A 23,513-nucleotide genomic window follows, 5' to 3' on the forward strand; every position below is an offset into this window, starting at 1 on the left:
GATGTCCAGGTGGGACGCAAGTCTCCGTATCCGGAGGAGTTCAGGAAGGACGCTGTCGCGCTCTACCGCGCCGCAGCCGGGAATCGGACGTACGCCGCCGTGGCCGCGGATCTCGGTATCACCGCGGAGTCGCTGCGGACGTGGGTCCGCAAGGACGAGGCCCAGGCGGTGCCCGAGGGCCGCGCCGGAAGCGTCAGTGCGGCAGAGGAACTGGGCCGGCTGCGGGCTGAGAACGCCAGGCTGCTCAAAGCCGAGCAGGAGTGGCGGCTGGAGCGCGAGATCCTGCGCCGGGCAGCCGCCTATTTCGCTCGGGAGGTGAAGTGAGATCCCGCCGCTGGGACTTCATCTCCGACAACCGCGCCGACTTCGGCGTCAAGCGGATCTGCCGGGTGCTCGGGGCGTCCCGCGCCGGCTACTACCGGCATCTGGCCACCGAGCAGGCCCGCGTCCGAGCGCCAAGCCGAGGAGAAGCGGACCGTGAGTGAGATCCGCGCCATCCACACCGAGCACCATGGCGCCTACGGCGCCCCGCGCGTCCATGCCGAGCTGCGGGCGAGAGGGCACAGGATCAACCGCAAGCGCGTCACCCGGCTGATGCGGACCAATCACATCGTCGGCCGCCACCTGCGGAAGAAGAAGCGGACGACGATCGCGGACAGGACCGCGGCGCCCGCGCCGGACCTGGTGATGCGCGACTTCACCGCGGACGCCCTGAACACCAGGTGGTGCGGCGACATCACTTACATAGCCGTCGGTTCGACGTGGCTCTACCTCGCCACCGTGATCGACATCTACTCGAGGAAGGTCGTGGGCTGGTCGATCGCCGGCCCCATGCGCACCTCGCTGGTCACCGACGCGATCGAGATGGCCGTGGCCGCCCGCGGCGGCCGGGTCCACGGCGTCGTCTTCCACACCGACAGAGGCGCCCAATACAGCGCGGCCGCCTTCGCCGACGTCTGCCGCCGGCACGGCATCCGCCGCAGCATGGGCCGGGTGGGCTCGAGCTACGACAACGCCCTCGCCGAGTCGTTCTTCCAGGGCCTCAAGCGCGAATTGCTCCACGGACGCCGCTGGACCTCAAAGGCACAGACCCGACTCGAGCTGTTCCGCTGGCTTTCCTACTACAACCGGCGCCGCCGCCACTCCGCGCTCGGCTACCGCACACCAGCCGAGTTTGAACAACAACTGATCACGACACGTACGCTGTCACTCATCGCATGAAACACGGTGTCCACTCCCCGGGATCAACCTCAGTGATCAGGGTGGCCCCGTCGATGCCGTCGCGGCCCAGGAGCCCGCGGGTGCGGGGCCCTGGCGGAGGCGGCGATCTCCAGCGGCATGGCGCGGCTGGCCCCGTACAGGCGGGCCGGTCCGTCGCGCAGCTCGGTCGTGGGAGGGGACACGCTGGAGACCTTCCGTCAGCGGGCTCGGGTGGTCGGGCGGGGCAGCAGGTTGCGCAGGAGCTCGGCGGTCTCGGCTTCCATGTCGACGCCGCCGAGCAGCTGCTCGTTGATGCGGGCGAGCTGCGCAGCGGCCTCGCGGAGGGCGTCGATGTCGCCGGCGGCGTGGTGGGCGAGGAAGATCTGGCGGTGCAGCATCTCGCTTTCCTCGGCAGCGAGCAGACCGCGGCGGGCCGCCCACAGGGCACCGGCAATGTCGCCGGCCTCCCTGCGCCGGGTGGAGAGCTCGTACGCGACGTCCACGACGGAGGAGACCATCTCCTGGATCATCGGCTCGGCCCAGGCGTAGCGCTGGGGGTCGATCCCGATGAAGGGCCGGCCGCGGACTAGAGCGAGCGCGCGGCGCAGGGCGAGGTCGCCGTCTTCGTCGTGGCGGGCCATGCCGGTGAGGGAGAAGCGCTGGAAGCGGGTCCAGTCGCAAGTGACGGCCGAACCAAGGCGGTACCGGCTGTCGCCGGTTTCCTGGACGCGCGGCAGGTGCGCGTTGCCGTCGGTGTCCTTGCCCAGCCAGGAGCGGGTGCGGGAGATGACGGCGTTACGCATCTGCTTCTTGACCAGGCGCCCGGGCCACAGGGCGTCGTCGATGGCGTGGTGGTCGACGCCGGGGTTGAGGGCGAGGTAGGCGATCAGTTCGATGCCAGCGCTGAGGCGGCTGGAGTCGATCCGGCCGGTGGCTCCCTCGATGCTGATGGGTCCCAGCAGCAGCACGGCCGGGGCAGCGCCCTCGATTTCGGGTTCGGGCAGCGGGGTGGGCGTCTCGGAAGGGGCCTGCTCCGCAACTGGCGGCGGGACGTCGGTCGGCTCGGTTTCGACTGCGGGTGCGGGTGCGGGTGCGGGGATGGTGACGTGGACGGCCGGTGGGGCGGGTGCTGCGCAAGGCGCGGCGAGGGCGAGAGCGACGTCCGCCGGACTGGCGGCCGGGGCGGGGGCCTCTGCTTTCGTGCCGTCGGTGGCAGGCTTCAGGTCGGCTTCGGGTTCAGCGTCCTGGTCATCGTCGGCGAGCACGTCGGCGAGCGAGGGGCCGGCGGTGCGGACGCCTTCCGCCTCGTCCTCGTCCTGGGCGTCCGGCTTGACCAGGTCGACCGGCTCGGCTCCGGACGTCGCAGTGTCTTCGTCGGCGAGGGCGTCCAGTTCCAGCTCGGCGTACTCCGCGGGTAGACCGTCCTCACCCGGATCGGCGTCAGCGGCACCGTCCGGGGCGTCCGCGTCCTGCGCGCCGTTGGAGAACTGTGCCTCGTCCTGCTCCGGTTCCTCCTCTTCTTCTTCTTCGATCGGCTCGTCCGGGTCGATGCGGGTCCACTCGGGGGCGGGGACGTCGGCGTCGCTCGCGGCGAGACTCAGCAGTTCGATCGCGTCGGCGAAGTGCTCGTCGCTCAGGCCCTGCAGCTTGATGGGCAGGTTGGAGCCGGGCAGGACGATGGTCTCGTCCGGGTCCTTGCATTCCAGCGTCCAGGCCTCGGCCGGCGCCTGGTGAGCGCTGGTGGTGATGACCGCGCCGGCTGCCCGGGGCTGTTCGGCGAGGGTGTCGAAGAGCGCGGTGACGGCCTGGTCGTCGGGAAGGTCCGCGGCGAGCAGGACGTGAGGCGTCCAGGCGCCGCCGGCGTCGTCCGTCAGTCGGGCGGCGCGCAGGCTGCTCGCGCCGACGGCGGCCAGGGCGCGGCGCTGGTCGGCGGTGTGGCTGACGAGCTCGGCGGTGGCGTCGGCGAGGTCGTCGATGCGGACGACGCGTTCGGGTGCTGCACTGTCCAGGCCGGGCGCGGTCTCGGCGAGGGCGGTGACTTCGATGTGGCCGGGCAGCGGGGTGCTGGCGAGCTCCACCGCGATGGCCTGCAGGACGTGCCGGGCGAAGTCCGCGTCGCCGGCCAGGTGCAGGATGCCGACCTGCTCGAGGTCGACCAGGACCAGGTGGCCGGCAGCGTCCCAGCCGACGGAGACCAGGGCCGGGTACGGGGCGTCGGCATCCTTCAGCGCCTCCTCGTCCGCCAGGTCAGGGCTGCTCGCGGGGCAGATCCACAGATCTTGACGGCCGGCGGTCGCGGTGAAGGGTTTCATGGGTGCGGTGTCTTCAGACAGGTGCAGCTCGACCTTTGCCTCGTGCAGCACGACCGCCTCGATGACGGGCAGCTCACGCCCGGCGGCGGCGAGGTTGAGGGCGAGGGAGCGCAAGGCGGTCCCGAGCAAGTCGAAGCCGGTGGGGTGTTGGGCGGCGCGCAGGCCCTGCTCGGTCGCGGCGGCGCGGCCTTGGGGCATGGGGATGCGCCGGCCGGGGCGGCGACGGCGTTGCTGCAAAATCCGGCGGGTGGCCAGGGTGCCGACCAGGGCGGCCGCCAAGGCTCCGGCGCCCATCCATAGGGCGGCCGGGGCGAGGGCCGTCTCGCCGTCGTCGCTGCGCTGCGCGGCGGGGGCCTGGTCGCGGCCGGTGTCTTGAGCGCCAGGCGTGGGGGCGGTGGTGCTCACGGCGGGGGACGGTTCTGCCGTACGGGAAGGGGGCGGAGTTGAGGCCGGCGGCGTGGACTGCTCACCCTCGGGTCCCTTGTCGGCGTCCTTGTCCGGCGTGTTCTCGGGCGCCGGCGTCTTGTCGGCGTCCGTGTCCGGGGCCTTGTCGGGCGTCTCCTGGTCGCCGGCGTCCTTGTCGCTGGCCGCCGGCGTCTCCGGTTGGTCGCTGGGCTGGGGCACGTCCAGCTGCTGGCCGGGGAGGATGAGGTTCGGGTTGGTGAACTTGCCGCCGTCCGGAGTCGCTTCGCCCCGGTTGGCCTCGAAGATGGCCGGCCAGTCGCCCGGCTCGCCATGCTCGTCGGCGATCGACCAGAGGCTGTCGCCCTCGCGGACGGTGACACTTTCCGGCTCGTCGGCCTCGCTCGCTGACGTGTCATCGCCCGCCTGGTCGCGCTGCTTGCCGCCCTGCGCATCCTTGCTCGCCGGCTGCTCGGCAGCCTTGTCCGCGGCTGGGCTCTCGCTCGCCGCGGGCGCCGAGCTGGCGGCCGGCGCGACGGGCCGGGCATCGGCCGGCAGCTTGACGACCGCGCCCTTGGGCAGGTAGTGGTCGCCGGCGGCGAGCTGCGGGATATCGGGGTTGAGAGCGGCGATGTCCTTCCACCGCTTGCCGTCGCCCAGGTACTCCTCGGCCAGGTCCCACGGCAGCTCGGTCGCCGAGGACACGGTGTGCTTGGGCCAGGTCGTCTCCTCCGTCTCGGCGGTCGTCTTGCCGCTCAGCACCGTGCTGGCGCCGGCTTCGCCCACGGTCTGCCCGGCTGTGGCCGCGACGGCGGGCGACACAGTGGCTGCCGAAGCCGCAGTAGGAGCGAGCAGGACGATGCCGCCGATGAGGAAGCTGGCGAGGGACTGCAGTCCGCCCAGCCCCTTGATGCGGGGCGCTGAGCGACGGCGCAGCACGGCGAGGATTTCGACCAGGGCGGAGAAGGTGAAGGCTGCCCATCCGGTCCAGCCGATGCAGGTGATGACGACCAGGAAGAGGGTTCCGTCGTCTTGTTGTAGCAGGAGGTCGAAGCCGCCGGAGAGTTCGGTTGGCTGGTGGCCTACCTGGAGCAGGAGGTACGGGACGCCGCCGACCAGGGCCACCAGGAGGGTCAGGCCGATCAGGGCCCGCAGCAGGGTGCCGAGTGCGCGCAGCGGGGCGGGGGTGCGGTGGGCCATGGTTGGGGCTCAGCCTCCGGCTTGGGTCTGCAGATGGGCTTTCGCGGTGCCGGTCACGTTGATCGTTCCGGCTCCCACGAACTGTGCGAAGTGGGTGTTGTAGGTGTCGTGGACGGTGACGCTGAGGGTCTGTCCGCCGTCGGTGATCTGTACGTCGCCCGTAACTCCTGCGGCGGCGAGGTAGTCCTGGGCTGCGCCGACGGCGGCGTCGGGGTCGATGGTGATGGCGGTGCCCTCGATGGCCTTGGCGGGGTCGAGCTGCTGGCCGGCAGTACGGGCTGCCTCCTGAGCGAGGGAGGTGGCCCGGTTGCCCGCGTTCAAGGCGCCGCCGCCGTCAACGAGCAGTCCCATCACCATCAAGATCGCCAGCGTGGAAAGCGCGAAGAACGTGGACATGGAACCGCGATCGCGGCGGCTTGCGGAAAGTGCCGCATGCCGCCGTGTCACGGGACGGTGAATTCGGCAGATCACTGGCGTCCCCGGTAGGTGTCGATGGGGCTGGTCCACGACGCCGTCAGCGTCTTGGAGCCAGGCAGGCCTGGCAGGCCAATGTCGGACAGGTCAGCCGTGCAGGCGATCGTCGCCGTCACATTGGCGTCCACACCCATGTCGAGTGCGTAGCCGCCGGTGTTCACCGCCACGTTGGAGGTCTGGCACGTGATGCCCTCGCCCTCCAGGCTCCTGTCGGCCGCGGCCTGGGCTTCGGCCTGGGCGCTGCCGGCATCGCGTTCCAGGGAGGCGGCGCGGGCGGCGGCGCGGGCTGCGGAGTCCACGGCGCCGTCGGCGTCGGTCACCCGCCCGAACGCGATCATCAGCAGCATCAGGGCGATCATCACGGGTGCGAGGATCGCGGTCTCCACCGCGTAGCTGCCGCGGTCGCGGCGCAACCCGTGCGCGAGGCGCTGTCGGTTCGTTCGGGCGCTCATGGGTTGGTCCAGCGTTCGACGGGGGCGGCGGCGTGCTGGGTGACGTCCAGCGTCAGGCCGGGGACGAGGGTGGCGACACTCCCCCGCACGGTGATGCGGATCTCCTGCGCGGTGCTGCCCGATGAGGACACGCTGGCGCCCTGCACGCTGCCGCCGAAACGGGCGAGGAAGGTCTGCGCCTGGGCGACGCCGTCGCCCTGGCCGGCGCCGAACTGCCGTCCGGCCTCTACGCCCTGGCGGGCGGCTGACTGGGCGACCTTGCGGGCGTGGAAGTACAGGCCGACCTGGATGGCGGTGAATACCAGCGCGAGTACGACGACGGCCAGGACCGCGAATTCCACACTGCCGAAGCCGCGGTCGTCCCGGAGCCGCTGGCGAAGGCGTGTGCCCGTGCGCCTTCTGGTGCTGCGGTTCACCGCCGTTTCTCCGTCTCTCGTGCTTGAGGGGCGTGGTTCATCGGGCCGAGGCCGTGGGCGGCTTACCGGCCTGCGCTTGCTGGATACGCTTGACGACCATGTCGGCGAGGGACAGGAGTCTGCCGGAAGGGATGGTGGTGCCGGTCTTCCACGTGTACTCGATCGTTGCGATGACGGCGCCTTGCCGTACGTTGATCCCCTTGCCGGGCCAGGTCGTCGGCTGTGGGTCGTACAGGCCGATCTCAAAGCCGTCGATCTCGTCGCCGGGCGGGTTGTCGCCCACTTCGTCGGGGGTGCCTTTGCCCTTGAAGAGGCGGGCGGCGGTCTTGCTGTCGGAGAAGGAAATCAGCTGGATGGCCAGCTGCTGGTCCTCCATGTTCGTGAACTCGGCCCGGCCGACGGCGAGCGCCTCGCCGCACCACTCCTCGGAATAGCCCTCGGACTGGCAGTACGTGGCGTCGAAGGTGTCCCACGCCTTACGGGTACCGGGCTGGTCCAGGTCGGCCGGGACGCTGAACTGGTTGGGCAAGGCCGCTTCCAGCTCCAAGGTGTTCAGCCCGCGGGGTGCGGGCGAGCTGGCCTTGCCCTTGTCAGGTGCCGTCGTAGCTTTCGCGGCAGGGGGCGGCGGGTCGTTCTGTGTGCCGCATCCGGCTGCCAGGACGGCCGTCAGCAAAGTGGCCGTCGTATATGCGGCCAGCCTGGCGGTGCGGGATGGCGGGACGTGTATCACCTGACGGTTCCTGTTCATCGACGTGGGGGGGGTGGGTTGTGGGGCACTCGGTCAGCCGCCGTTGATGATGCCGATCTTCTCCGTGAGCTTGGTGCGGATCGCCAGGACCAGGAGTCCGGCGCCGACCAGGAGGGCGCCGGCGATCAGGGCCAGTTCAGTGCTGGTCTGTCCGGCGTCCTTGCCGGCCTTCAGCTGTTCGTAGCGGGTGCGGATCCACACGGTCAGGATCTGGATGTCCATGCGTCTGTCTCTCCTGTGTTGTGTTCAGCTGCCGAGGATGGTGATGGTGATCGGGATCATCACGAAGATCAGCATCAGGATGACGCCGAAGGTGACGGGCAGGATCATCGCGGCGCTCGCCGCGTTGGCCTGCGCTTTGGAGTCCGTCAGCAGCGCGATCCGCAGCTGGCGGGCCTGGGCCTGGAGGGTGGTGTAGACGGCTGCGCCGTCGCCTGCGAGGGCGAGCGTGTCGGCTGGGCGGGTCAGCTCGGCGATGTCGAGTTCCTCTCCGAGTTGCTTGAGGGCATCCCACACGGTGACGCCGGCGAGCTCGGCCTGGTGGAAGACCTGTCGGATCCGTACGAAGATCCAGCCGTCGCCGACCTCCGCGGTTTGGGTCAGGGCCTGTGCCGCGCCGCTGTTGGCGATACGGGCCAAGGCCACGCGCTCCAGGTAGGAGGCGGCGGCGTGCCGGACGACCAGGCGGGCGGCGGCCGCATTGCGGGCGACCTCTTTGGCTGGCCAGAACCAGAACAGTCCGCTTAGGGCGAGTGAGAGCAGGACGGGTACCGCGTACGGGAACCCGGCGCCGGCCAGGGCCAGCAGGGCCTGGAGGAGCTGTGGGAGCAGCAGGCCGTAGAGGGCGAAGAGGAAGCGTTTGCCGAGGTGTTCGGCCGGGCTGATGCGCAGCAGGTTGAGGTCTTTGAGGGGCAGGGTGAGGCGGCCGCCGAGTTCGCCGAGCAGCCGGGCTCCGACGCGTTCGGGCAGTGAGCCGGTGCGGTCGGGTCCGGCGGCGGGCAGGAGGGTGGCGACTTTGCTGGCGTCGAGCCGGTCCAGTGTGCTGGCCAGGTCGGGGCGGGCGGGCCAGGCGGCGCGTACGGCCAGGCCGATCAGGGCGCCGGCGGCGGCTGCGGGCAGCACGGCTTCCATGGGGATCATGCGGCCCCTCCGGTGCTGAGTTGGGTGGCGGGCAGCGGGTCCAGCAGGCGGGGGTCGGGCTTGGTGCGGGCGATGCGGCGCAGCCACGAGAGGGTCCAGGCGAACAGGCCGCCGAGTGCGGCGAGGACGATCTGACCGAGGGGGGACTGGTACCAGCCGGACCAGGCGTCGTTGAGCATGCAGCCGACCACGACGACGCAGATGACGACCGAGACCATGCGCGAGGATTTGCGGACCTTGGCGCGGTCGGCCTCGATGTCGCGTGCGTCGGCGGCCTGCTGGTGGATGGTGATGGCCAGGGCCTCGAGGGCGTCGGACAGGCCAGGTCCCTTGTATACGGCGTGGGACTGGAAGAGCAGGACCACGTGGTCGGAGACGCCGTCGGCGAGCTCGTCGGCGAACAGGGCGAAAGCGTCCTGGGCCTCGGCGCCGGAACGCAGCCGGTCGGCCAGGGCCCGCACGTTCGGGGCGATCGGCGCGGGCGCGTTCTTCGCGGAAGCCCGGATGGTCTGGGGCAGGCTGATGCCGGCGGTGTGGACGCCTGCCAGGTGGTTGAGCCACTGTCCGAGGGCTTCCAGGCGCTCGATGCGCAGGGTTGCCGCGGTGCCGGGGTTGAGGATGTAGGGCAGGCCGAGGACGGCTGAGCCGGCCAGGATCCCGTGGACGGGCCATCCGGTCCATGCCCACACCACGAGGGTGACGATGCCGGCGGCGGTGACCAGGTGGCGCCAGCGGTGTTGCCACTTCTGCGGAAGTTCTGCCTTCGCGCGCTGGATGCGGCCGGCCGTGCGGGAGGTGGGCTTGACCGGGTCGGGGATGCGGCCGCGGATCTCCCGCACGGCGGCCACCAGTGCCATAAGGGCGACGGCGGCGCAGCAGGCGGCGAGCAGGGCGAGCTGTGAGGTGGTCATCGCTTCCCCACTGTCTGCAGGGCCGGTCCCCACGCGCCGTGGGGGTTGTCGGTCAGCCACTGGCGGTGGAACCGGCCGGTGCGCTCAAGGTCGTCGATGAAGGACGGCATGTTCTTGTAGACCGCCCGGATCTCCGCGCCGTGCGGGGCGAAGAGTTCGGTGGTGGTGGGGCGTCCGCCTTCACCGACGACGTCGTGGACTTCGTAGATGTGGGAGACGAACCGGTGCTTGCGGCCGCCGACGGCGGTCTCGTCCAGGTAGGTGAGGTAGACGACGACGTCGATGGACGAGGCGATGAGGTGGTGCGCTGCCTCGGTCTGCATGCCGGCTTCCGTGCACAGCTGGACCAGGCGGGAGACGATGGCGTGCGGGCGGCGCACGTGCAGGGTGCACATCGACCCCGATCCGCCGGCGGACATCGCCTGCAGCATCGGCACGATCTCCGTGCTGCGGACTTCACCGACGATCACCCGGGTCGCGTTGAAGCGCAGCGCGGTGGCGAACATGTCGGAGATGGTGACTTCGCCGGCCATCTTGTCGCCGTGGCGCTCACCGTTGGACTGCCGGGCCTCGAATGCGAAGGTGATCGGTCCGGGCTTGGGCCCGGGTTCGTCCAGGTAGAGTTCCCGGTCGGACTCCAGGGTGACCACGCGCTCCGCCGGCGGGATTTCCCGGCCCAGGGCGCGCAGCAACGAAGTCTTGCCGGCGCCCATGTCGCCGACGACGAGGACGTTCATCTTCGCCTGGACGCACGCGGTCAAGAACGCTTCCAGCAGGGGGTTGATGGAACCCCACTGTGTGAGTTCTGCGATGCCGTGCTGGCGGATGCGGTGGCGGCGGATGACGACGGAGGGCCGGCTGGTGAGCAGGCTCGCCGTGACGCGGGAGCCGTCGGGCATGCGAAACCCGACCATGGGGGTGGCCTGGGTCAGGGCGCGCTCGCCGTGACCGGACAACCTTGCCATCCGGTTGACCCAGGTGATCAGTTCTTCGTGGCTGTCGGCAACGCGCTCGATCGTGCGGCGGGGCTTGTCGTGATACTCCACGTGGGCGCGCAGGCCGTCGACCATGACGTCTTCGACACCGTCCTGGTCGAGCAGGGACTGCAAGCGCCCGCCGCGGTACATGCTGTCGAAGACGGCGGTCCCGATTGCCGTCTCCTGCTCGGCCGTCAGCGGGGCGTGGCCTTGGGCGTACTTGGTGGCCCAGTCGGCGACCGTGTTGCGCACCAGCCTCTTGGCCAGGGCCCGGCGGTCGGTCTCTTCGAGCAGCTTGTTGGGGTCCTCGGCGCTCAGTTGCTTGGACACATCGGCCTGGAGATCTTCGATGACTTCCCAGCCGACCGGGATCTCGCCAGGCAAACCCGCCAGCCTCGGCACCGCGGCCGGACTCGCCGCCGCCGGCGTCTGGGACGTCTTCGCGGGGGGCTGCTCTGGCTGGGTAGGACGTCGTTGGCCGATCCTTCCCGCGAGCAGGCCAGCGATGTCGTCGCGGCCCATAGGCGCCGGGGCGCCGTTGATTCCGGGGCGCTGTTGGATGTCAGCCACGCTTGCCTCCGCTGGTCAGCCGCTCAAGAACGCCAGCCAGCTGCGGGTTGGCCGCGCGCGGCGGATACTGCTGCTGAATCTTCCGGCGGGACACAGTCGCTTCGAACTGGCCCGTGGCCGTGCGCGCGTGGCGCAGCAGCGGGCTGCGGCCGTAGCCGCGGGGTGGACGCCCGCCATTGGTGAAGTAGGCGGCCGTGTCCCGGTCGAAGGGCAGCGCGGCCAGCACGGGGACCTTGAGCGCTTCAGCGACCTGATGCGCCCGGTACGGGCCATCCTCGATGAGCAGCAGACCGAGCGCTTCAGGGCCGGAACCGCGCTCAGCTAGTTCGGTGCGCAGCGGGTCGGCGAGGTGTCGGGCGAGGGTCAGGGACTGTTCGGTGCAGCGCACGACCAGCAGAACAAGGTCGGCCTGATGCAGAAGCGGGGCGGGGGTCAGTGTGGTGTGCAAGTGCCCGGACTCCAGAACCAGACGGCCGGCGTCGATGAAGACGTCATAACCCGCCTCCTCCGCCAACACGTGCATCACTTCGGACAGCGCCGGCCAGGTCCGGCCGAGCGCCGCAGCCTGGGCCGGGTCTGTCAGACCGGGCAGCAACTTGCGATGGCCGGCCTCGTCCATGGGCCACAGGTGACTGGCGAAGGCGTTGGCGAGCGCGTCCGAGCCGGTGCGTTCAGCGGCCGCCAGGTGGTAGAGGCCGTATCCCGCATCAACCTGGCCTTGAAGGAAACCCGCCCTTATCGTGCCGCCAGCCGGGTCACACTCGGCGAGCAGCGAGGGCCGCTTGGAGGCGAGAGTGAGGGCCAGGGCAGCGGTCGTGACGCCGGATGATTTCGCTGAGACGAGCGCGGTGACCGGCATGTCAACTACTCCGCGGTTCGCGGACCAGCGCGATACGGCCCTGCGCGGCTCGGGTGGCGAGCAGCGGGCCGTCCGTGGTGGCAACCGCGAGATTGACGACGACCGTTCCCGAGGCGTCCGGGCGCGAGACGTTCACAACCGTGGCGTCGAGAGTCGACGGCGGCGCCTCGGCCTCCTTACTGCTCTGCTGCTCCCCCTGGGCGGGCGTGGTGACCGCGAGGACCTTGTCCCCGGGGGCCAGGGTGCCGGCCGGGGCCTGACCGCGCTTCACCTGCACACCCACCTGCTGCTCGTCATCACCGAGACCGGTGCCGGCGGCGAGCTGGGAAGTGGTCAGCATCCCGCCCTTACGCAGGTCAACGGCCGGCCGCTTGCCGACCACAGAAGCCTTGTCAGCCGCAGGCACTGGAGACAAGGCGGCATCGGCAGATACTTCCGCCACCGCCAAGTCCGCATCTGTCAGGGCTTGCCCGGCCGGAACATCACGGGCGATGGTTAGGACCCGGGTGCGATCGCTGGCGGAGGTGACCGCCGCGGCCGCGCCCAAGCCGGCAAGCACAGCAAGGACGATGCACAAGGCGGCCACCGACCAGCGGCGCTCCCGCTTAACCGGGGCGGTGGTGGTGATGGGGACCTCAGGGCGGACCGGGGCGGCCGGGCGCGGCACCGACGGCGCAGCGGGGGAATCCATGCGGTGAAGAGCCTCTCAAGTGCTGATGCGATGGCGGCTAGTTGAGGACCTGAACCTCGGCGACGGTGATGTCCACCGCGTTGTCGCGGACCTCGGTCAGCTGGCCGCTCTGGCCGCCGCCGGCCCAGTCGATGGTCCAGGTGGACGTGGCGGTGACATGGAACTGCCCGGCTGCGGTCGTCGATGAGGGAACGTTGTAGCGGTGCCCGCAATCGGGGGAGGGCTTCTTGCCGTACGCGGCCTTGTAAGGCGTACCGGCCGTGGTGCAAGTGACGGTCTTCCCGTCACCCATCGTCCACACGATCTTGCTGACCTTCGCGGTCGCGGTAACCGTGACCGCGCCGGCGGTGGCGCTCGCCGTGTTCGGCCCGTACGTCTCTTGGCCCGTCTCCGTCCAGAGGTATACGGGCATGCCGACCACGCCTTTGCCACCAGGCTTGGGGGTGATGCCGATCTCAGGACCGCGAAGGACCATCTTGTCGACTGCCTGCTGCGCGACAACCGCGGGGTCGACCGGCGGGGCAGCCGGAGGCCCGCCGGGGCCGCCATATACCGCGTCGTCAATGACGGTGGTTGCCCCGGATTCCATGGTGAAGACACAGGAGCGGAGGTAAATGGCTCCGCCGTCCTTCGGGTCGTGACCTCCCCAAACACTGCTGCCAGCGGGCGGCTGGGGATCCAGCTTCTCCGTCTTGCACACCTGCTTGGGAGTGCTCGCCTTCGCCCCCTTACCGCTACCGTTTCCGGCCTGGCCGGTGCCGCTGCCATCACTTGGCTTGCCGGAGCCGGAGGTGCCAGGGTCAAACGCGTCGACCCGACACATGTAGACTCCGCACTTCGCCCCTCCTTTACCGTCGGCTAATGGGCTTTCCACAGCCCGGGCCTGGGGGATCGCTATGACGATGATGGCGAGGGCCGCCGTTAGATGTCGTCGACCAGTCAGCATGGCTTGTCCTGCGGCTCATCCTTGATGACGCGCCATCCCTCAGGCCAGCGCTCCACTGTGCTGACGATGACGTACTTCGTCAGACGATTGGACGGCAAGCTCACGGGCTTCTTGGTACCGGTGTCGACAACGTCCCAGTGGGAGATGTCCAGGCAACTGCTGATCGTGGCGTTGGGCACCTTCCGGTCGATGTCGAGCTTGGTCACCGTAGGGGTTCCAACGGTGACCTGGCCTGTGTGGATCAGGTTTTCGTCGTGAGCGCGCCTAGCGTCCGCCTCTGCTCGGATCAGAGCGAGCGCAGCGGCGTACTTCTTTAGTTCCGCGTCCTTGCCGCTGCGGTCGGCGTACAGCTTCTCCATCTCCTGCCAGTAAGCCTTGTATGTGCTGATGACCTCTTTTTTGGCAGTCTCCCTCGGGTTTGTCGGCTTGGGGGGCTGGCTCACGGATGGCGTCGAGGACGCCTTCGCCTTGTTGTCGTCCGAGCCGTCGGAATTACAAGCCGACGTGGCAATCAAGACGCAGGCTACGAAGAGCAGAGCCGCAGATCGCTTGCCATTCCGTTCGCGAAGTAGTGCTCGGCCTGATCGTGCCGACGGTGCCACAGCGCCTCCCCGTGTGTCGTGCAACGGAGCCTGTCGACCAGCGGCATACTGCACACGGTGACGGCCCCGTAGCGGTCCCAACCGCCTTAAGCTGTCGGTCAGTTCCCATACGTTACGCAAAGATCCGCCAATAGCCCAGCCCGTTCGTGGTCAACCAGAACGGCAGTGGGTGCCAGTGCGTCACATTTCCGCGCGACGGGATGACAGGCTCGAGTCCCGCCCACCTTCCCCTCCAGCGGAACGAGCAACAACGAACTCCGAGCGGTGCAAATGTCGACTCATCGGCACTTCGGAACGCAGGCCCACAGTTCCGTTGGCATCTGCAGCAGTCCGCTGTCAGTACAGAAAGGCAGAGCCGAGCAGCGCACAGCGCGCAGTTCCATCCCTGGATCTGGGCGTAGCGGGATCCGCCCCAGGTCGAGCTGGGGCGGATCCCGCGGGCCGAGGGCCGCGTGTAGAGCGATGCGCATTTGGGAGCGGGCGGCCGCGGCGTGGGGGAGACCAGCTGGTACGGCCTGCCATGCGGGTGCTGGGCAGGTGGCCAGCGAGTTCTGACGAGCAGACGCTGATAGACCTCCGCCGGGCGTATCTGCCCGGAGCGCAGCTGGCGGACGCCAACCTGCGGTACCCCCTGCTCGGACCTGAATGGTGGGCGTCAATCTCGAATGCAGCCCACTCGTGGACACCGGGATGGTGGATGCTGGGCTCCACGGAGCTCAGCTGCAGAGGCGGTGCCGGCTTGCGCCAGCGATACTGCGAGGGACCGACGTGCCAACCTGCCGGAGGCTCGCTTGGACGAAGCCGACACGCAGGAGCTCCGCACCGACAGCTCGCCGGTATGTCCCAATAACTACCGCTCTGCGTAAAGCCCGACCGGTCACGCCTGGCGACTGGCCACACTGCCAGTCGGGACGCATGCAGTGGTGCCCGGCATCACACCGCGTCGCCGGTGCTCATAGTGGAAGCGTTATTCCGAGCTCTTGCATGGCCGAAGAGGGTGGGCCGCCCTCGGAGCGTTCGGTCTTGCGTCCCTTGCTGGTCGGGGTGAGGGTGCGGGGATCAATTGCTTCGGCGGGGGCGCCGGTGGAATACACGCCGTCGGGGTCGCTGTCTCGGTCGTGGGGCAGAAGCCAGAACACGCGGCGGCGGAAGGTGCCTGAGCTACGGGACGCCTTGGCTGTGGGGCCGAGGATGGCGTATCCGACCATGCGTCCGTCCCGGTGCTAGGCAGGCTTGCCGCGGCGAGTCGGTAGCCGGTCCAGGCTCTGGCGGACGTAGTCGAGGCCGGCGGTGTCCTCGAGCCAGACGAAATCGGTCTCGTGGCTGATCTCGTCCTCGGTGATGAGGGAGCTCATGATGCTGTCTCCTCGTCGGCGAGCAGTCCGATGCCTGGGTAGTACTTGCGCTGGTTGGACAGGATCATTTCCTTGGGCGAGGCCAGTCCGACCGCTTCGCGGACCCGGGAAGCGAACGCTCGGGACGATACGGCGGGTGCCCCTTCATTCTGGCACCACGTTTTGTAAGCGGCGTAGAGGCGGGCCTGTTCAGCACGGTGTTCGGGGTTGAGGGCGCAGCATTCGTCGAGGAAGCGGCCGGTGTGGTCTTCGGTTTCGGCGTACGCGGTGGTGGCGATGCGTACGCGCTGGGGGGGGGTGAGGTCCTTGTCGCCGGCGAGGTAGCGGCGGGCGCCTTCGATGAGCCAGTTGAGGATTCCGGGGCCTTCTTCGGCAACCAGGATATCCGCGAGGTTGTCGATTTTTCGGTCGTCGGAGACGACGCGCTCGAAGGGGATCAGTCTCATGCGGCGCCAGAACGCGAATCCTCCGGTGCCGACTTCGGGGCGGTGGTTGCCGAGCAGCCAAAGCTTGTGGGTGGGGGAGAAGCTGAAGAAGTCCTGTCGCATCCGGCGGGCTTTGATCCGGTCGCCGCCGGTGAGGAGCTTGACGCGTGCCTCGTCGAATTTGTCGTCGTGTTTGACCTCGGAGCACACGATGACGCGCCGGCCGTGGAGCTCTGCCAGGTCGGTGGGGTGGCCTTCGTAAGGGCGGGCCATGAGGAAGCCGGGCGGGGCGGCGTTGGCGTAGTCCCCGAGCAGTTTCATCAGTACGTCGAGCAGGACGGACTTGCCGTTCTTGCCGCTGCCGAACAGGAACGGCATTACCTGTGCTCCGACGTCGCCGGTGATGGAGTAGCCCAGCAGCAGGCGCAGAAAGGCAATCATTTCCGCGCCTTCCTCGTCGTCACCGAAGGTGTCGGCGAGGAAACGGTTCCAGCGGGGCGTGCGTTCCTGGGCTGGGCCGGTGGACGTTGAACGGGAGTGGAAATCCTTGTTGGGGTCGGGGGTGCGAACCAGTCCCGTGCGGAGGTCGACGATGCCGGCGGGGGTGCACGGGGCGTAGGGGTCGGCGTCCAGGAGGGAGGCGTTGAGAACCATGCCGGGCGCTGATTTTGCCTGGGCGAGCATGGCGTTCATGCCGGATGTGGAGAGTGCTCGGCGGCGGTGAAGATCCCTCGGGGGTCCTGGGTGGCAAGGTTTTCAGCGAGGTCTCCAGCGGACCAGACGACGGCGTCGTCTTCGTCCATCTGCCAGCGGGTGGCGTCCCAGCGGTACCAGCCCAGGCCGGGGACGTGCCGGTAGTCGTTGGCGTACAGCTTGACGAACAGTTTGGCGTTGCCGCGGTCGGAGAGGGTGTCCGGCAGCAGGCCTGCGGCCGACGCGGAGCCGTTAGCGGCGGGCGGAAGGTGTCTTTCCCCGGCTTGTGTGGGAAGGGGGGCTGAGGCTTGGGCGAGGATCTGTGCGGCCACGGCCTGGGGGTCGAATTCGAAGAGGAAGCCGTCGTTGCTCGGCGATGTCATGTCCGGCTCCCGGGGTCCAGTGGGCGCCTGGAGCCAGCGGTCATGCCGCTGCGGATGATTTGGTCGTAGCGACGGTCCTGGCCGGGGCGGGTCATGGCGGCGACCTCGCGCAGGGTTTGCTCGGCGGCGTCCTGGCTGAGGTGGCCTGCCGCGACCAGGCCGCCAATGGTGTAGGCGGCGCGGTTGAGTTTGTCGGAGAAGCCGGCGCCTTCCGTCACGTTGGCACAGGCGGCGACTTCAGCCAGGACGGTGGCCAGGGTGCGGGTGGCACGGTCCCGTCCGCCGCCCTCGGCGATGACCGCTTGACGGGCCCGCGGGGGGACGGGGCGCGGGGCCGGGATGGTTGAGACGGGCAGGTGGCCAGTGCGTTCGAGTTCCTGACTGAGCCACGAGGGCAGGGGCGCTGGCTCGCGTACGTCTCCGAGCGGTACGTAGCTGCCCGCACTGGTCTTGGTGCCGGGGGCGATGATGTACTCGCCGTGGGCCCGGACATCGACCTGCCAGGCGAGGGCGCGTCCGCCACCCGAGCCGGTGGAGCACTGCCAGTTACGGCCGTCGGCGTTGCGGTACCAGATGTGCAGGCCTCCGGAGGGCGTCTGTACGCGCAGGGTGCTCTGGTCGGCCGCGGGGCTGGTGGCTCCGCGTAGCGCCGCCAGGACGGCCAAGGTGTGGTAGCCGGTCGCGAGCCCGGTGAGGTTCACGTGGTCGGAGATCGGGATGCCTGGCAGCAACTGGTCTCGCTGGGGCGGTTTCTGCGGATGGGCGTCGACGTCGATGACGACCAGGCCTGCGGGGCCGCAGGCGACTCCGACACCGAAGTCGGGGTTGCCACCCCACCACTGCTCGATGAGGCTGTGGTCGAGCGTGGCGGCATGAAAGCCGTGGCACCAGCGGCCAGCGGCGCAGCAGGGGCAGTCGCGGTGTGTGTGGCCAGGGGTTCGGCAGGCCGCGCAGTTCGAGGCGGGCGACTTACGGCCGGTGCGAGGGGGTGGACTGGCCATCCTCGGCTGGCGCACCACTTTGCTGTGGCCAGCGGAGAGGGAGCGACTGAGGCAGCAGGGTTAGCCAGCCTTGAGTCGCTACGGGAAATCCGCAGCTCAGCAGGCATGTGCTTCCCCTATCAGCGACCGAAGCGACTCAACAACGAACACAGACTAGCGAAGCGCTGGACAGCCAGTGCGCAGCCGGGGGGAAAAGCGCCCGACCGTGTCGAGGGGGCCATCTTCGTGGCACATCAGCGACTCAGCAGAATGACCAGCGACTGAGAGGTCTTCGGTCGCTGTCCGACAGAGCTCCTAAAGGCGCAGGTCAAAGGCTTATGGATCACGAAACAGCGACTGAAGCGACTGAAGCCTCCTATATATGACGCACACGCACACACAGGGTTGGGCTCATATATAGGGACCCAGAGTCGCTTCAGTCGCTGATGCCTTCGGTCGCTGCTCGCTGACCTGCTGTTTTCCCAGTGCGCAGGTCAGCGACCAAGTCCTGCTGGGTCGCTTCGCTTCGGTCGCTGACCTTTCAGTCGCTGTCGCTGGGCAGCGATGGCAGTGACCAAAGCGACTCGCCACTGCGGTCCCCTGGGCCGTAACAGGCGGGGCGTCCAACTCTGCACCACAGTCGCTTCGGTCGCTTCGGTCGCTTCGGTCGCTGCTGAACTTGTGAACGCGAGGGCGCCCGCTGCCCGGGAGGTGTGACCTCATCAGGATGGTCAGGCCGCGACGGGCTGGGGCCGCAGCCAGGCGTCCAAGGGGTCGGCGGGCCCGAGGACCGGGGTGAAGATCGGCTCAAAGGGGCCGCGGTGCTGGAGCTGGTCAAGGGTTGTGACGCCAGCCCGTAGGCCGGTGTTGGCGAGTGCTGGGTCGCTGGCGGCGAGGCTTCGCAGGTCGGCGATGCGCCGGGTAAGCCGTGACGCGGAGGCGCCGGTGAGGACCAGGAGCAGGCGGGGGAAAGCCGGGTAACGGTAGCGCCAGGCCGGTGTTGTTGTGGTGCGCCGACCTGCCTTGGTGCCACGGCCCGAGGGCGGCTGGGGAGTGTATTCGTGGTAGGCGGAGTAGGCGTGGAGCTTCTGAGCCAGGCGGGCGATGGTCATCTGTGTGCGGTCGACTTCGATGAAGTACGTGAGCAAGGTGCGCTGTTTTGCCTTCTGGTCAGTGTGGACGTAGTTGAGGACGGCATCGGGGATGAGGCTGAGTTCCTCACCGGGCCGGGAGTCGTCGCGGTAGTAGTGGGCCGTTTCGGGTGACCAGTCGAGAGGTCCGCATTCGTGACCGAGCCGGCGCGCCCAGTCGACGAATGCCAGGCCCGTCTCGACGGTGGCGAGGGTGTGTTCCTGCAGAGGGCCGAGGGCCGCTTCCGGGCTCATGCGGTACGGACGCTGCGGCAGCAGTCCAACCGATTCCACTGCGTAGGCACCCTTCTCGGTGAGCCACCACAGCAGCTCGGTCTGGCCCGAGACGCGACGGCCGACGGTCTCGGCCAGGCCAGTTGTGCGCAGGGTGTGGAGCTGGCGGCGCAGGTACTCGGCGCGTGTGTGGTGCGGGGTGATCAGCTGGTGGAGCTGCCTCGTCGAGACCAGGCGGTGCTGGTAGAGGACCTGGGTGGCCTGCTGGGCAATCTGGCCCAGGCCCGTGGGGCCGGTGTGGGGGTAGGGCATCGCGGTCTCCGTTTTCAGTCGATGACGGTGGTGGGGTCGCCTGCGGCGCCCGGGCCGGAGCGGCGACCGGTGTGGTGGGCGAGGATCTCTGTGTCCAGGTCTTCAAGCTGGGCGAGGATCTCGGCGACCGGGCGGCGTCGAAGGTTGGTGTCGATCGCCTGATTCAGCTCGGGGACGCCGGCCGGGTTGTCGTAGTGGGCGAAGATCTCCTCGACGGGAAGGCCTCGGACCCGGAAGGGCTGGGTCGGCTTGCCGTTGAGGCTGATCGACATGACGTAGTGGTATTTCGGCAGCTCGGTGATGGTCTCCGGGCTGACGTGCCCGTTCCACCTCCGGGCGACAAAGGCCGCTTCGTCGTAGTCCGCGGCACAGGTGGACAGCAGGGACTGGTTCTGCAGCAGGGACTGCCGCGTGATCGCGCTCAGCCGAAGCGCCATCTGCGTCATGCCGATGAACCTGACCTCGTACTTGCGCAGCTGTTCGGCGATGGCGGCCAGGAAGCCCTTGGAGGAGGCGTCCAGGGCGGTCAGCTCGTCCCCCCACGCCCAGAACGTGCGCCGGTCCTTTCGTGCTGTGTCCTGCCGGGACAGGCCGGCACGGTGCAGATCGTGAATCAGCAGGCAGCTGACCAGCGCGTCGCTCTCGGAGCCGGACGGGCAGACGAACACCACCCGACTGGTGTCCATCGCCTGCTTGATGTCGTACGCCGAGCGCGGCGAGCCGAAGAACGCCTGCAACGACTGCGAGGTGTCGAGCCGGTCCATGACGTACGTGACGGTCGGCACGGCATCCGAGGCGAGCTTCGGAAACGTCTTCTCCCAGTAGTCACGCACCCGCTGCGGCAACTTCCGTAGCAACGGCTCGCGCCAGTCCTCATCCGTCAGCCAGGTCCGCAACTGGAACAGGGTGCACTGAGCTTCCAGAGCGTCGCTCTGGACCGCCTGAAGGTTGAGCAGGGCCAGGGCCTGGGCAGCGCGGGCGAGGATCGTACGGGCGCGTGGTGCACTGTCGCCCCAGTCCTGGGCCGCGGCGATGCCTTCGGTGACCGAACGCACGATCTCCTGGACGTCGCTGAGAGTGCGGCCTTCCATCGACAGCGGATTCCACGAGGCAACCAGCTGGTCAGGCTCAGACTTGGCCAGGTTGATTTCCCACACCCGGGGGGCGATCTGGGAGTGAGCCAGGTACGGCTTGGCCCTCGCCCAGCCTTCACCGTGAGGGTCCAGGAACCAGGTCCCGTAACCGGAGTGGGCCATGGCGATGCACTGCACCAGCGCGGCCTCGGTCTTGCCGTGGCCGGACTTGCCCAGCTGCAGGCCGAAGAGAAGGTCTCTGACACGGGCGGCACCGATCCGTTCCCGCCCGTCCGGGTAGGTGACGGCGCCGAGCGGGACGAGGTCCCGCTGGCCGGTGTAGACAGGCAGGTCCGACGGCGCCGGCGGGACCAGGCCGCCGGAGCGCACCACGCTGGAGGCGCGGCACTTGACCGTGGGCGGCTTGAGGAAGCCGCCCAGCTCGGGCACGGTCAGCCACTGCCGCTTCCAAGGTGCGAACTCGCCGGTGACGAAGCGTCGGTCGAAGTGGGTTATCCGCCACCGGGTGCGCGGCCGGCGGGGCTTGAGGTAGTTCTCGCCGGAGGTGGCCGAGAAGGCCGCGAGCAGCTTGTTCATGCGAGCCAGGGCCGCCTGCGGGTGCGCGGCCTCGGTACGCAGCAGCAGCTGCACGGCGAACACCGCGCCGGCCGCCGCCGGATCGAACTTTCCGACGCCGTCCCGCAGGTCGGTCATGCGGGGCAGCCGCTCGCTGCGGCCGCCGCCGGACGTCGTTCCGCCGGACCAGGCTGCGAGGACCGATTCCCACGCCCCTCCCCCACCGAGGCCGCCGGTCAGGCGCTCCCCGTACGCGGAGGGCCCGCGGCGCTTGGACTGCCACAGCAGGCGGCGCCGGCGCCGGGCGAGCCGGCGCTCACGGACGGGAACCAGGTCGATGACGACGTCGGCCTGCTCGCCAGCCTCGGTGCGTACCGAAGCCATGGCGGCCGCCAATTGCTGGAGCGGGTCCGGGTTCAGGCCCAGCGAGGCGAGCGGCTTCTGGTCGGGCAGCGCCAGGGTCAGTTCGACGCGCTGTACGTAGCGGCGGGAATGACCACGGCGATGGTCGCCGGTGCCGGGCTTGGTGAAGTTGACGGTGGCGGTCACTTCGCCCCCTCACTTTGGGCGTGGAAGCGGACCGGCTGGATGTCCTTCTGGGTGCGGTGGGCGCGTACTTCGACTTCGGCGAAGCCCGGCATGGCCAGCACGGCGGCCGCAGTGACCGGCCCTTCGAGGAAGCAGCGCATCTTGCCGTCCTCGGCGCTGTAGCGCAGCCGGGCGGCCGAGCCGCGGGCCGGGACGCTAACGGCGGACTGATGGACCCGGCCGAGCTGGCGCGCCCACCGGCCGACCTCGCCTTCGCTCGGGTCGAAGGTGGAGGTGGGGACCACTTCGACGGTCACCCGTTCGGCGAGGACGTCCCGTACGAGCCGCGCGCGCCACGCGGCAACCAAGATCCAAGTGGCCAGGGCGACCGGAGAGAGCGCGGCCAGATACGGGGCGGCCATGGTGGCCCAGTCGGCGGTGTTGACGAGCACTTGGGCGCCCGGCAGGTCAGCGATGTTCATGCCGGCCGCCGGGCCGGTTGTACGTGGCATAGCGATGTCCTGCACGGTGGCCTCCTGGTCGGTGCGGGGAAACCCCTCCACCTGGACCAAGTCAGGCCGGAACGCCGGTTCAGACACCGCCCGCGATACTTTGCCTGCTCTTTGCCTTCAGGCTGGTCCTCTGCTTAATAGCTGTTCTGTCTCAACGAAGTCAGTCGTCCAGAAGACGTTGACCCGCATGGACTGGATTTGGTGAGATACGTGGACCAGACAGCAGGTCTCGTGTCCCGTCCTAGTGCCGCATCAGGCAACGTTCGCCCTGTCGACCACGGCCCGTAGCCGTTGATCGTCGGCATGACGGTTCCGCCAGATGGTGTAGCGACGGATCATGCTGCCCTGCTCCTTGTGGCTGGCGTGGTCGGTGCCGTCGAGGGTGAAGTAGCGCAGGGCGGTGAACTGGGCCTCGATGCGGTTCAGCCACGAGCTGTTCGTCGGCGTGTAGGCGAACTCGACGTTGTTGGCCGCGGCCCAGTCGCCGACCCGGTTGTCCTTCTTCGTGGTCAGGTGCGGGGAGAAGTTGTCAAGCACGATCGCGATGCGGATCTCCGGCGGATAGAGGCTGCGCAGGTAGCGGCAGAACTCCAGGAACCTCGTCCGGTTCTTCTTCGGTTTGATGTGGCCGTAGAGCTTGTCTTTGCCGAGGTCGTAGGCGGCGAACAGGTGCCTGACCCCGTGCGGGCGGGTGTAGGTCGCCCGCCTGCGGGGCCTCGGCTCCCGGTCGGGGTCCTTGTGCCGTCCTCCGCGCTCGGCCCACTGTCGGCCGGGGTGGGGCTGGAGGTTGAGCGGGCCGAACTCGTCCAGGCATAAGACGATTTCGGGTTCGCCGTCCTCGGGTATGACCTCGCCGTCGGCGATCGAGTAGAGGTGCTCGACGCGGGCTTTCTTGGTGGCGTAGTCGGGATCGCGGGAGGTCTTCCAGGTCTTTATGCGTTGAAACGACACGCCCTCCTCGCGGAGCAGAACCCGAAGGCCCTCGTGGCTGATGTCGTCGACCACCCCCTCGGCGACCAGGAAGTCGGCCAGCTTGGCCAGGCTCCAGGTCGAGAACGGCAGACCGTGCTCGGCCGGCCGGGACTTGGCGATCTTCTTGATCTCACGCCGCTCGGGCAGGGTGAATGTCCTGGGCCGACCGCCTTTGTACTTCGGGTAGAGGGAGTCGAAGCCGTCGGCGTTGAAGTTGTGGATCACATCCCGGACCCGGTCCGCGCTGGTGAACGTCACCTCGGCGATCTTCTCCGCGGACATGCCCTGCGCGGACAGCAGCACCATCTGTGCCCGCCGCCACGTCACCACCGACCCGCTGCCCCGGCGGATGATCCGCAGCAGGCGCTGTCCCTCGTCGTCATCGATCTCGCGGACGCGTACTCGCTCAGCCACCAGCACAGCTTCCCTGCCGCGCGCTG

At 68.9% G+C, this 23,513-nt stretch carries 17 protein-coding genes and 4 pseudogenes; 1 reads left to right on the plus strand and 20 read right to left on the minus strand.

What is annotated here, in order from left to right; genetic code table 11:
• The first annotated feature begins 9 nt into the window (after positions 1-9).
• Positions 10-1,221: pseudogene (locus AS594_RS42350) on the plus strand (IS3 family transposase).
• Between the two features lie 197 nt (positions 1,222-1,418).
• Here the strand turns inward: AS594_RS42350 and AS594_RS38915 are convergent.
• From AS594_RS38915 to AS594_RS39010, 20 genes and pseudogenes are all read right to left on the minus strand, one after another.
• Entirely contained in the window at positions 1,419-5,114 is a 3,696-nt protein-coding gene (locus AS594_RS38915) for a LysM peptidoglycan-binding domain-containing protein (RefSeq protein WP_069936150.1), read from the minus strand.
• Between the two features lie 9 nt (positions 5,115-5,123).
• Complete coding sequence (locus tag AS594_RS38920; protein WP_069936151.1) at positions 5,124-5,510, minus strand: pilus assembly protein TadG-related protein; 387 nt, start codon at positions 5,508-5,510, stop codon at positions 5,124-5,126.
• A gap of 71 nt (positions 5,511-5,581) precedes the next feature.
• A complete protein-coding gene (locus AS594_RS38925) occupies positions 5,582-6,040 on the minus strand; it encodes a TadE/TadG family type IV pilus assembly protein (RefSeq protein WP_069936152.1) in 459 nt (152 codons plus the stop codon).
• Complete coding sequence (locus AS594_RS38930; RefSeq protein ID WP_069936153.1) at positions 6,037-6,456, minus strand: TadE/TadG family type IV pilus assembly protein; 420 nt, start codon at positions 6,454-6,456, stop codon at positions 6,037-6,039. The genes AS594_RS38925 and AS594_RS38930 overlap by 4 nt, the downstream gene beginning before the upstream one ends.
• A gap of 37 nt (positions 6,457-6,493) precedes the next feature.
• On the minus strand, positions 6,494-7,186 hold the full coding sequence (locus AS594_RS38935; RefSeq protein ID WP_141747248.1) for a hypothetical protein: 693 nt from the start codon (positions 7,184-7,186) through the stop codon (positions 6,494-6,496).
• A gap of 51 nt (positions 7,187-7,237) precedes the next feature.
• Positions 7,238-7,426, minus strand: a complete 189-nt coding sequence (locus AS594_RS38940) for a hypothetical protein (RefSeq protein ID WP_069936155.1) — start codon at positions 7,424-7,426, stop codon at positions 7,238-7,240.
• A 24-nt stretch (positions 7,427-7,450) separates the two neighbouring features.
• Positions 7,451-8,344: a type II secretion system F family protein gene (locus AS594_RS38945; RefSeq protein ID WP_069936156.1), complete on the minus strand. Its 894-nt coding sequence runs from the start codon at positions 8,342-8,344 to the stop codon at positions 7,451-7,453.
• Entirely contained in the window at positions 8,341-9,255 is a 915-nt protein-coding gene (locus AS594_RS38950; RefSeq protein WP_079148930.1) for a type II secretion system F family protein, read from the minus strand. Before AS594_RS38950 ends, AS594_RS38945 begins: the two co-directional genes overlap by 4 nt.
• Positions 9,252-10,802, minus strand: a complete 1,551-nt coding sequence (locus AS594_RS38955; protein WP_069936157.1) for a TadA family conjugal transfer-associated ATPase — start codon at positions 10,800-10,802, stop codon at positions 9,252-9,254. Before AS594_RS38955 ends, AS594_RS38950 begins: the two co-directional genes overlap by 4 nt.
• Positions 10,795-11,661 (minus strand): CpaE/TadZ family protein, encoded by an 867-nt coding sequence (locus AS594_RS38960; protein ID WP_069936158.1) that lies wholly within the window; start codon positions 11,659-11,661, stop codon positions 10,795-10,797. Before AS594_RS38960 ends, AS594_RS38955 begins: the two co-directional genes overlap by 8 nt.
• Before the next feature lies 1 nt (position 11,662).
• Positions 11,663-12,352: an SAF domain-containing protein gene (locus tag AS594_RS47400; RefSeq protein ID WP_079148931.1), complete on the minus strand. Its 690-nt coding sequence runs from the start codon at positions 12,350-12,352 to the stop codon at positions 11,663-11,665.
• A gap of 37 nt (positions 12,353-12,389) precedes the next feature.
• Positions 12,390-12,764, minus strand: coding sequence for an ATP/GTP-binding protein (locus AS594_RS38970; RefSeq protein WP_240509381.1), 375 nt, complete (start codon positions 12,762-12,764; stop codon positions 12,390-12,392).
• A 527-nt stretch (positions 12,765-13,291) separates the two neighbouring features.
• Positions 13,292-13,741, minus strand: a complete 450-nt coding sequence (locus AS594_RS38975) for a tetratricopeptide repeat protein (protein WP_240509382.1) — start codon at positions 13,739-13,741, stop codon at positions 13,292-13,294.
• 1,112 nt (positions 13,742-14,853) lie between these two features.
• A pseudogene (locus AS594_RS38980) lies at positions 14,854-15,255 on the minus strand (DUF6009 family protein).
• Positions 15,252-16,756 (minus strand): annotated as a pseudogene (locus AS594_RS38985) (DNA primase family protein). Before AS594_RS38985 ends, AS594_RS38980 begins: the two co-directional pseudogenes overlap by 4 nt.
• Positions 16,753-17,864: pseudogene (locus tag AS594_RS38990) on the minus strand (bifunctional DNA primase/polymerase). Before AS594_RS38990 ends, AS594_RS38985 begins: the two co-directional pseudogenes overlap by 4 nt.
• Before the next feature lie 603 nt (positions 17,865-18,467).
• Positions 18,468-19,412, minus strand: a complete 945-nt coding sequence (locus AS594_RS38995; protein ID WP_069936162.1) for a replication-relaxation family protein — start codon at positions 19,410-19,412, stop codon at positions 18,468-18,470.
• Between the two features lie 14 nt (positions 19,413-19,426).
• Positions 19,427-21,610: a type IV secretory system conjugative DNA transfer family protein gene (locus AS594_RS39000; protein WP_069936163.1), complete on the minus strand. Its 2,184-nt coding sequence runs from the start codon at positions 21,608-21,610 to the stop codon at positions 19,427-19,429.
• A complete protein-coding gene (locus tag AS594_RS39005; protein ID WP_240509383.1) occupies positions 21,607-22,101 on the minus strand; it encodes a hypothetical protein in 495 nt (164 codons plus the stop codon). The genes AS594_RS39000 and AS594_RS39005 overlap by 4 nt, the downstream gene beginning before the upstream one ends.
• Positions 22,102-22,353: 252 nt before the next feature.
• On the minus strand, positions 22,354-23,487 hold the full coding sequence (locus AS594_RS39010) for an IS630 family transposase (RefSeq protein WP_240509384.1): 1,134 nt from the start codon (positions 23,485-23,487) through the stop codon (positions 22,354-22,356).
• Positions 23,488-23,513: the final 26 nt, after the last annotated feature.

The sequence above is a fragment of the Streptomyces agglomeratus genome, from assembly GCF_001746415.1.
Taxonomy (GTDB): domain Bacteria; phylum Actinomycetota; class Actinomycetes; order Streptomycetales; family Streptomycetaceae; genus Streptomyces; species Streptomyces agglomeratus.

What these genes read in the sequence shown, in the direction of transcription:
- AS594_RS38915 (WP_069936150.1), bottom strand. Translation starts at nt 5,114, where the DNA reads ATGGCCCACCGCACCCCCGCCCCGCTGCGCGCACTCGGCACCCTGCTG.
- AS594_RS38920 (WP_069936151.1), bottom strand. Translation starts at nt 5,510, where the DNA reads ATGTCCACGTTCTTCGCGCTTTCCACGCTGGCGATCTTGATGGTGATG.
- AS594_RS38925 (WP_069936152.1), bottom strand. Translation starts at nt 6,040, where the DNA reads ATGAGCGCCCGAACGAACCGACAGCGCCTCGCGCACGGGTTGCGCCGC.
- AS594_RS38940 (WP_069936155.1), bottom strand. Translation starts at nt 7,426, where the DNA reads ATGGACATCCAGATCCTGACCGTGTGGATCCGCACCCGCTACGAACAG.
- AS594_RS38945 (WP_069936156.1), bottom strand. Translation starts at nt 8,344, where the DNA reads ATGATCCCCATGGAAGCCGTGCTGCCCGCAGCCGCCGCCGGCGCCCTG.
- AS594_RS38950 (WP_079148930.1), bottom strand. Translation starts at nt 9,255, where the DNA reads ATGACCACCTCACAGCTCGCCCTGCTCGCCGCCTGCTGCGCCGCCGTC.
- AS594_RS38960 (WP_069936158.1), bottom strand. Translation starts at nt 11,661, where the DNA reads ATGCCGGTCACCGCGCTCGTCTCAGCGAAATCATCCGGCGTCACGACC.
- AS594_RS47400 (WP_079148931.1), bottom strand. Translation starts at nt 12,352, where the DNA reads ATGGATTCCCCCGCTGCGCCGTCGGTGCCGCGCCCGGCCGCCCCGGTC.
- AS594_RS38970 (WP_240509381.1), bottom strand. Translation starts at nt 12,764, where the DNA reads ATGCCCGTATACCTCTGGACGGAGACGGGCCAAGAGACGTACGGGCCG.
- AS594_RS38995 (WP_069936162.1), bottom strand. Translation starts at nt 19,412, where the DNA reads ATGCCCTACCCCCACACCGGCCCCACGGGCCTGGGCCAGATTGCCCAG.
- AS594_RS39005 (WP_240509383.1), bottom strand. Translation starts at nt 22,101, where the DNA reads ATGCCACGTACAACCGGCCCGGCGGCCGGCATGAACATCGCTGACCTG.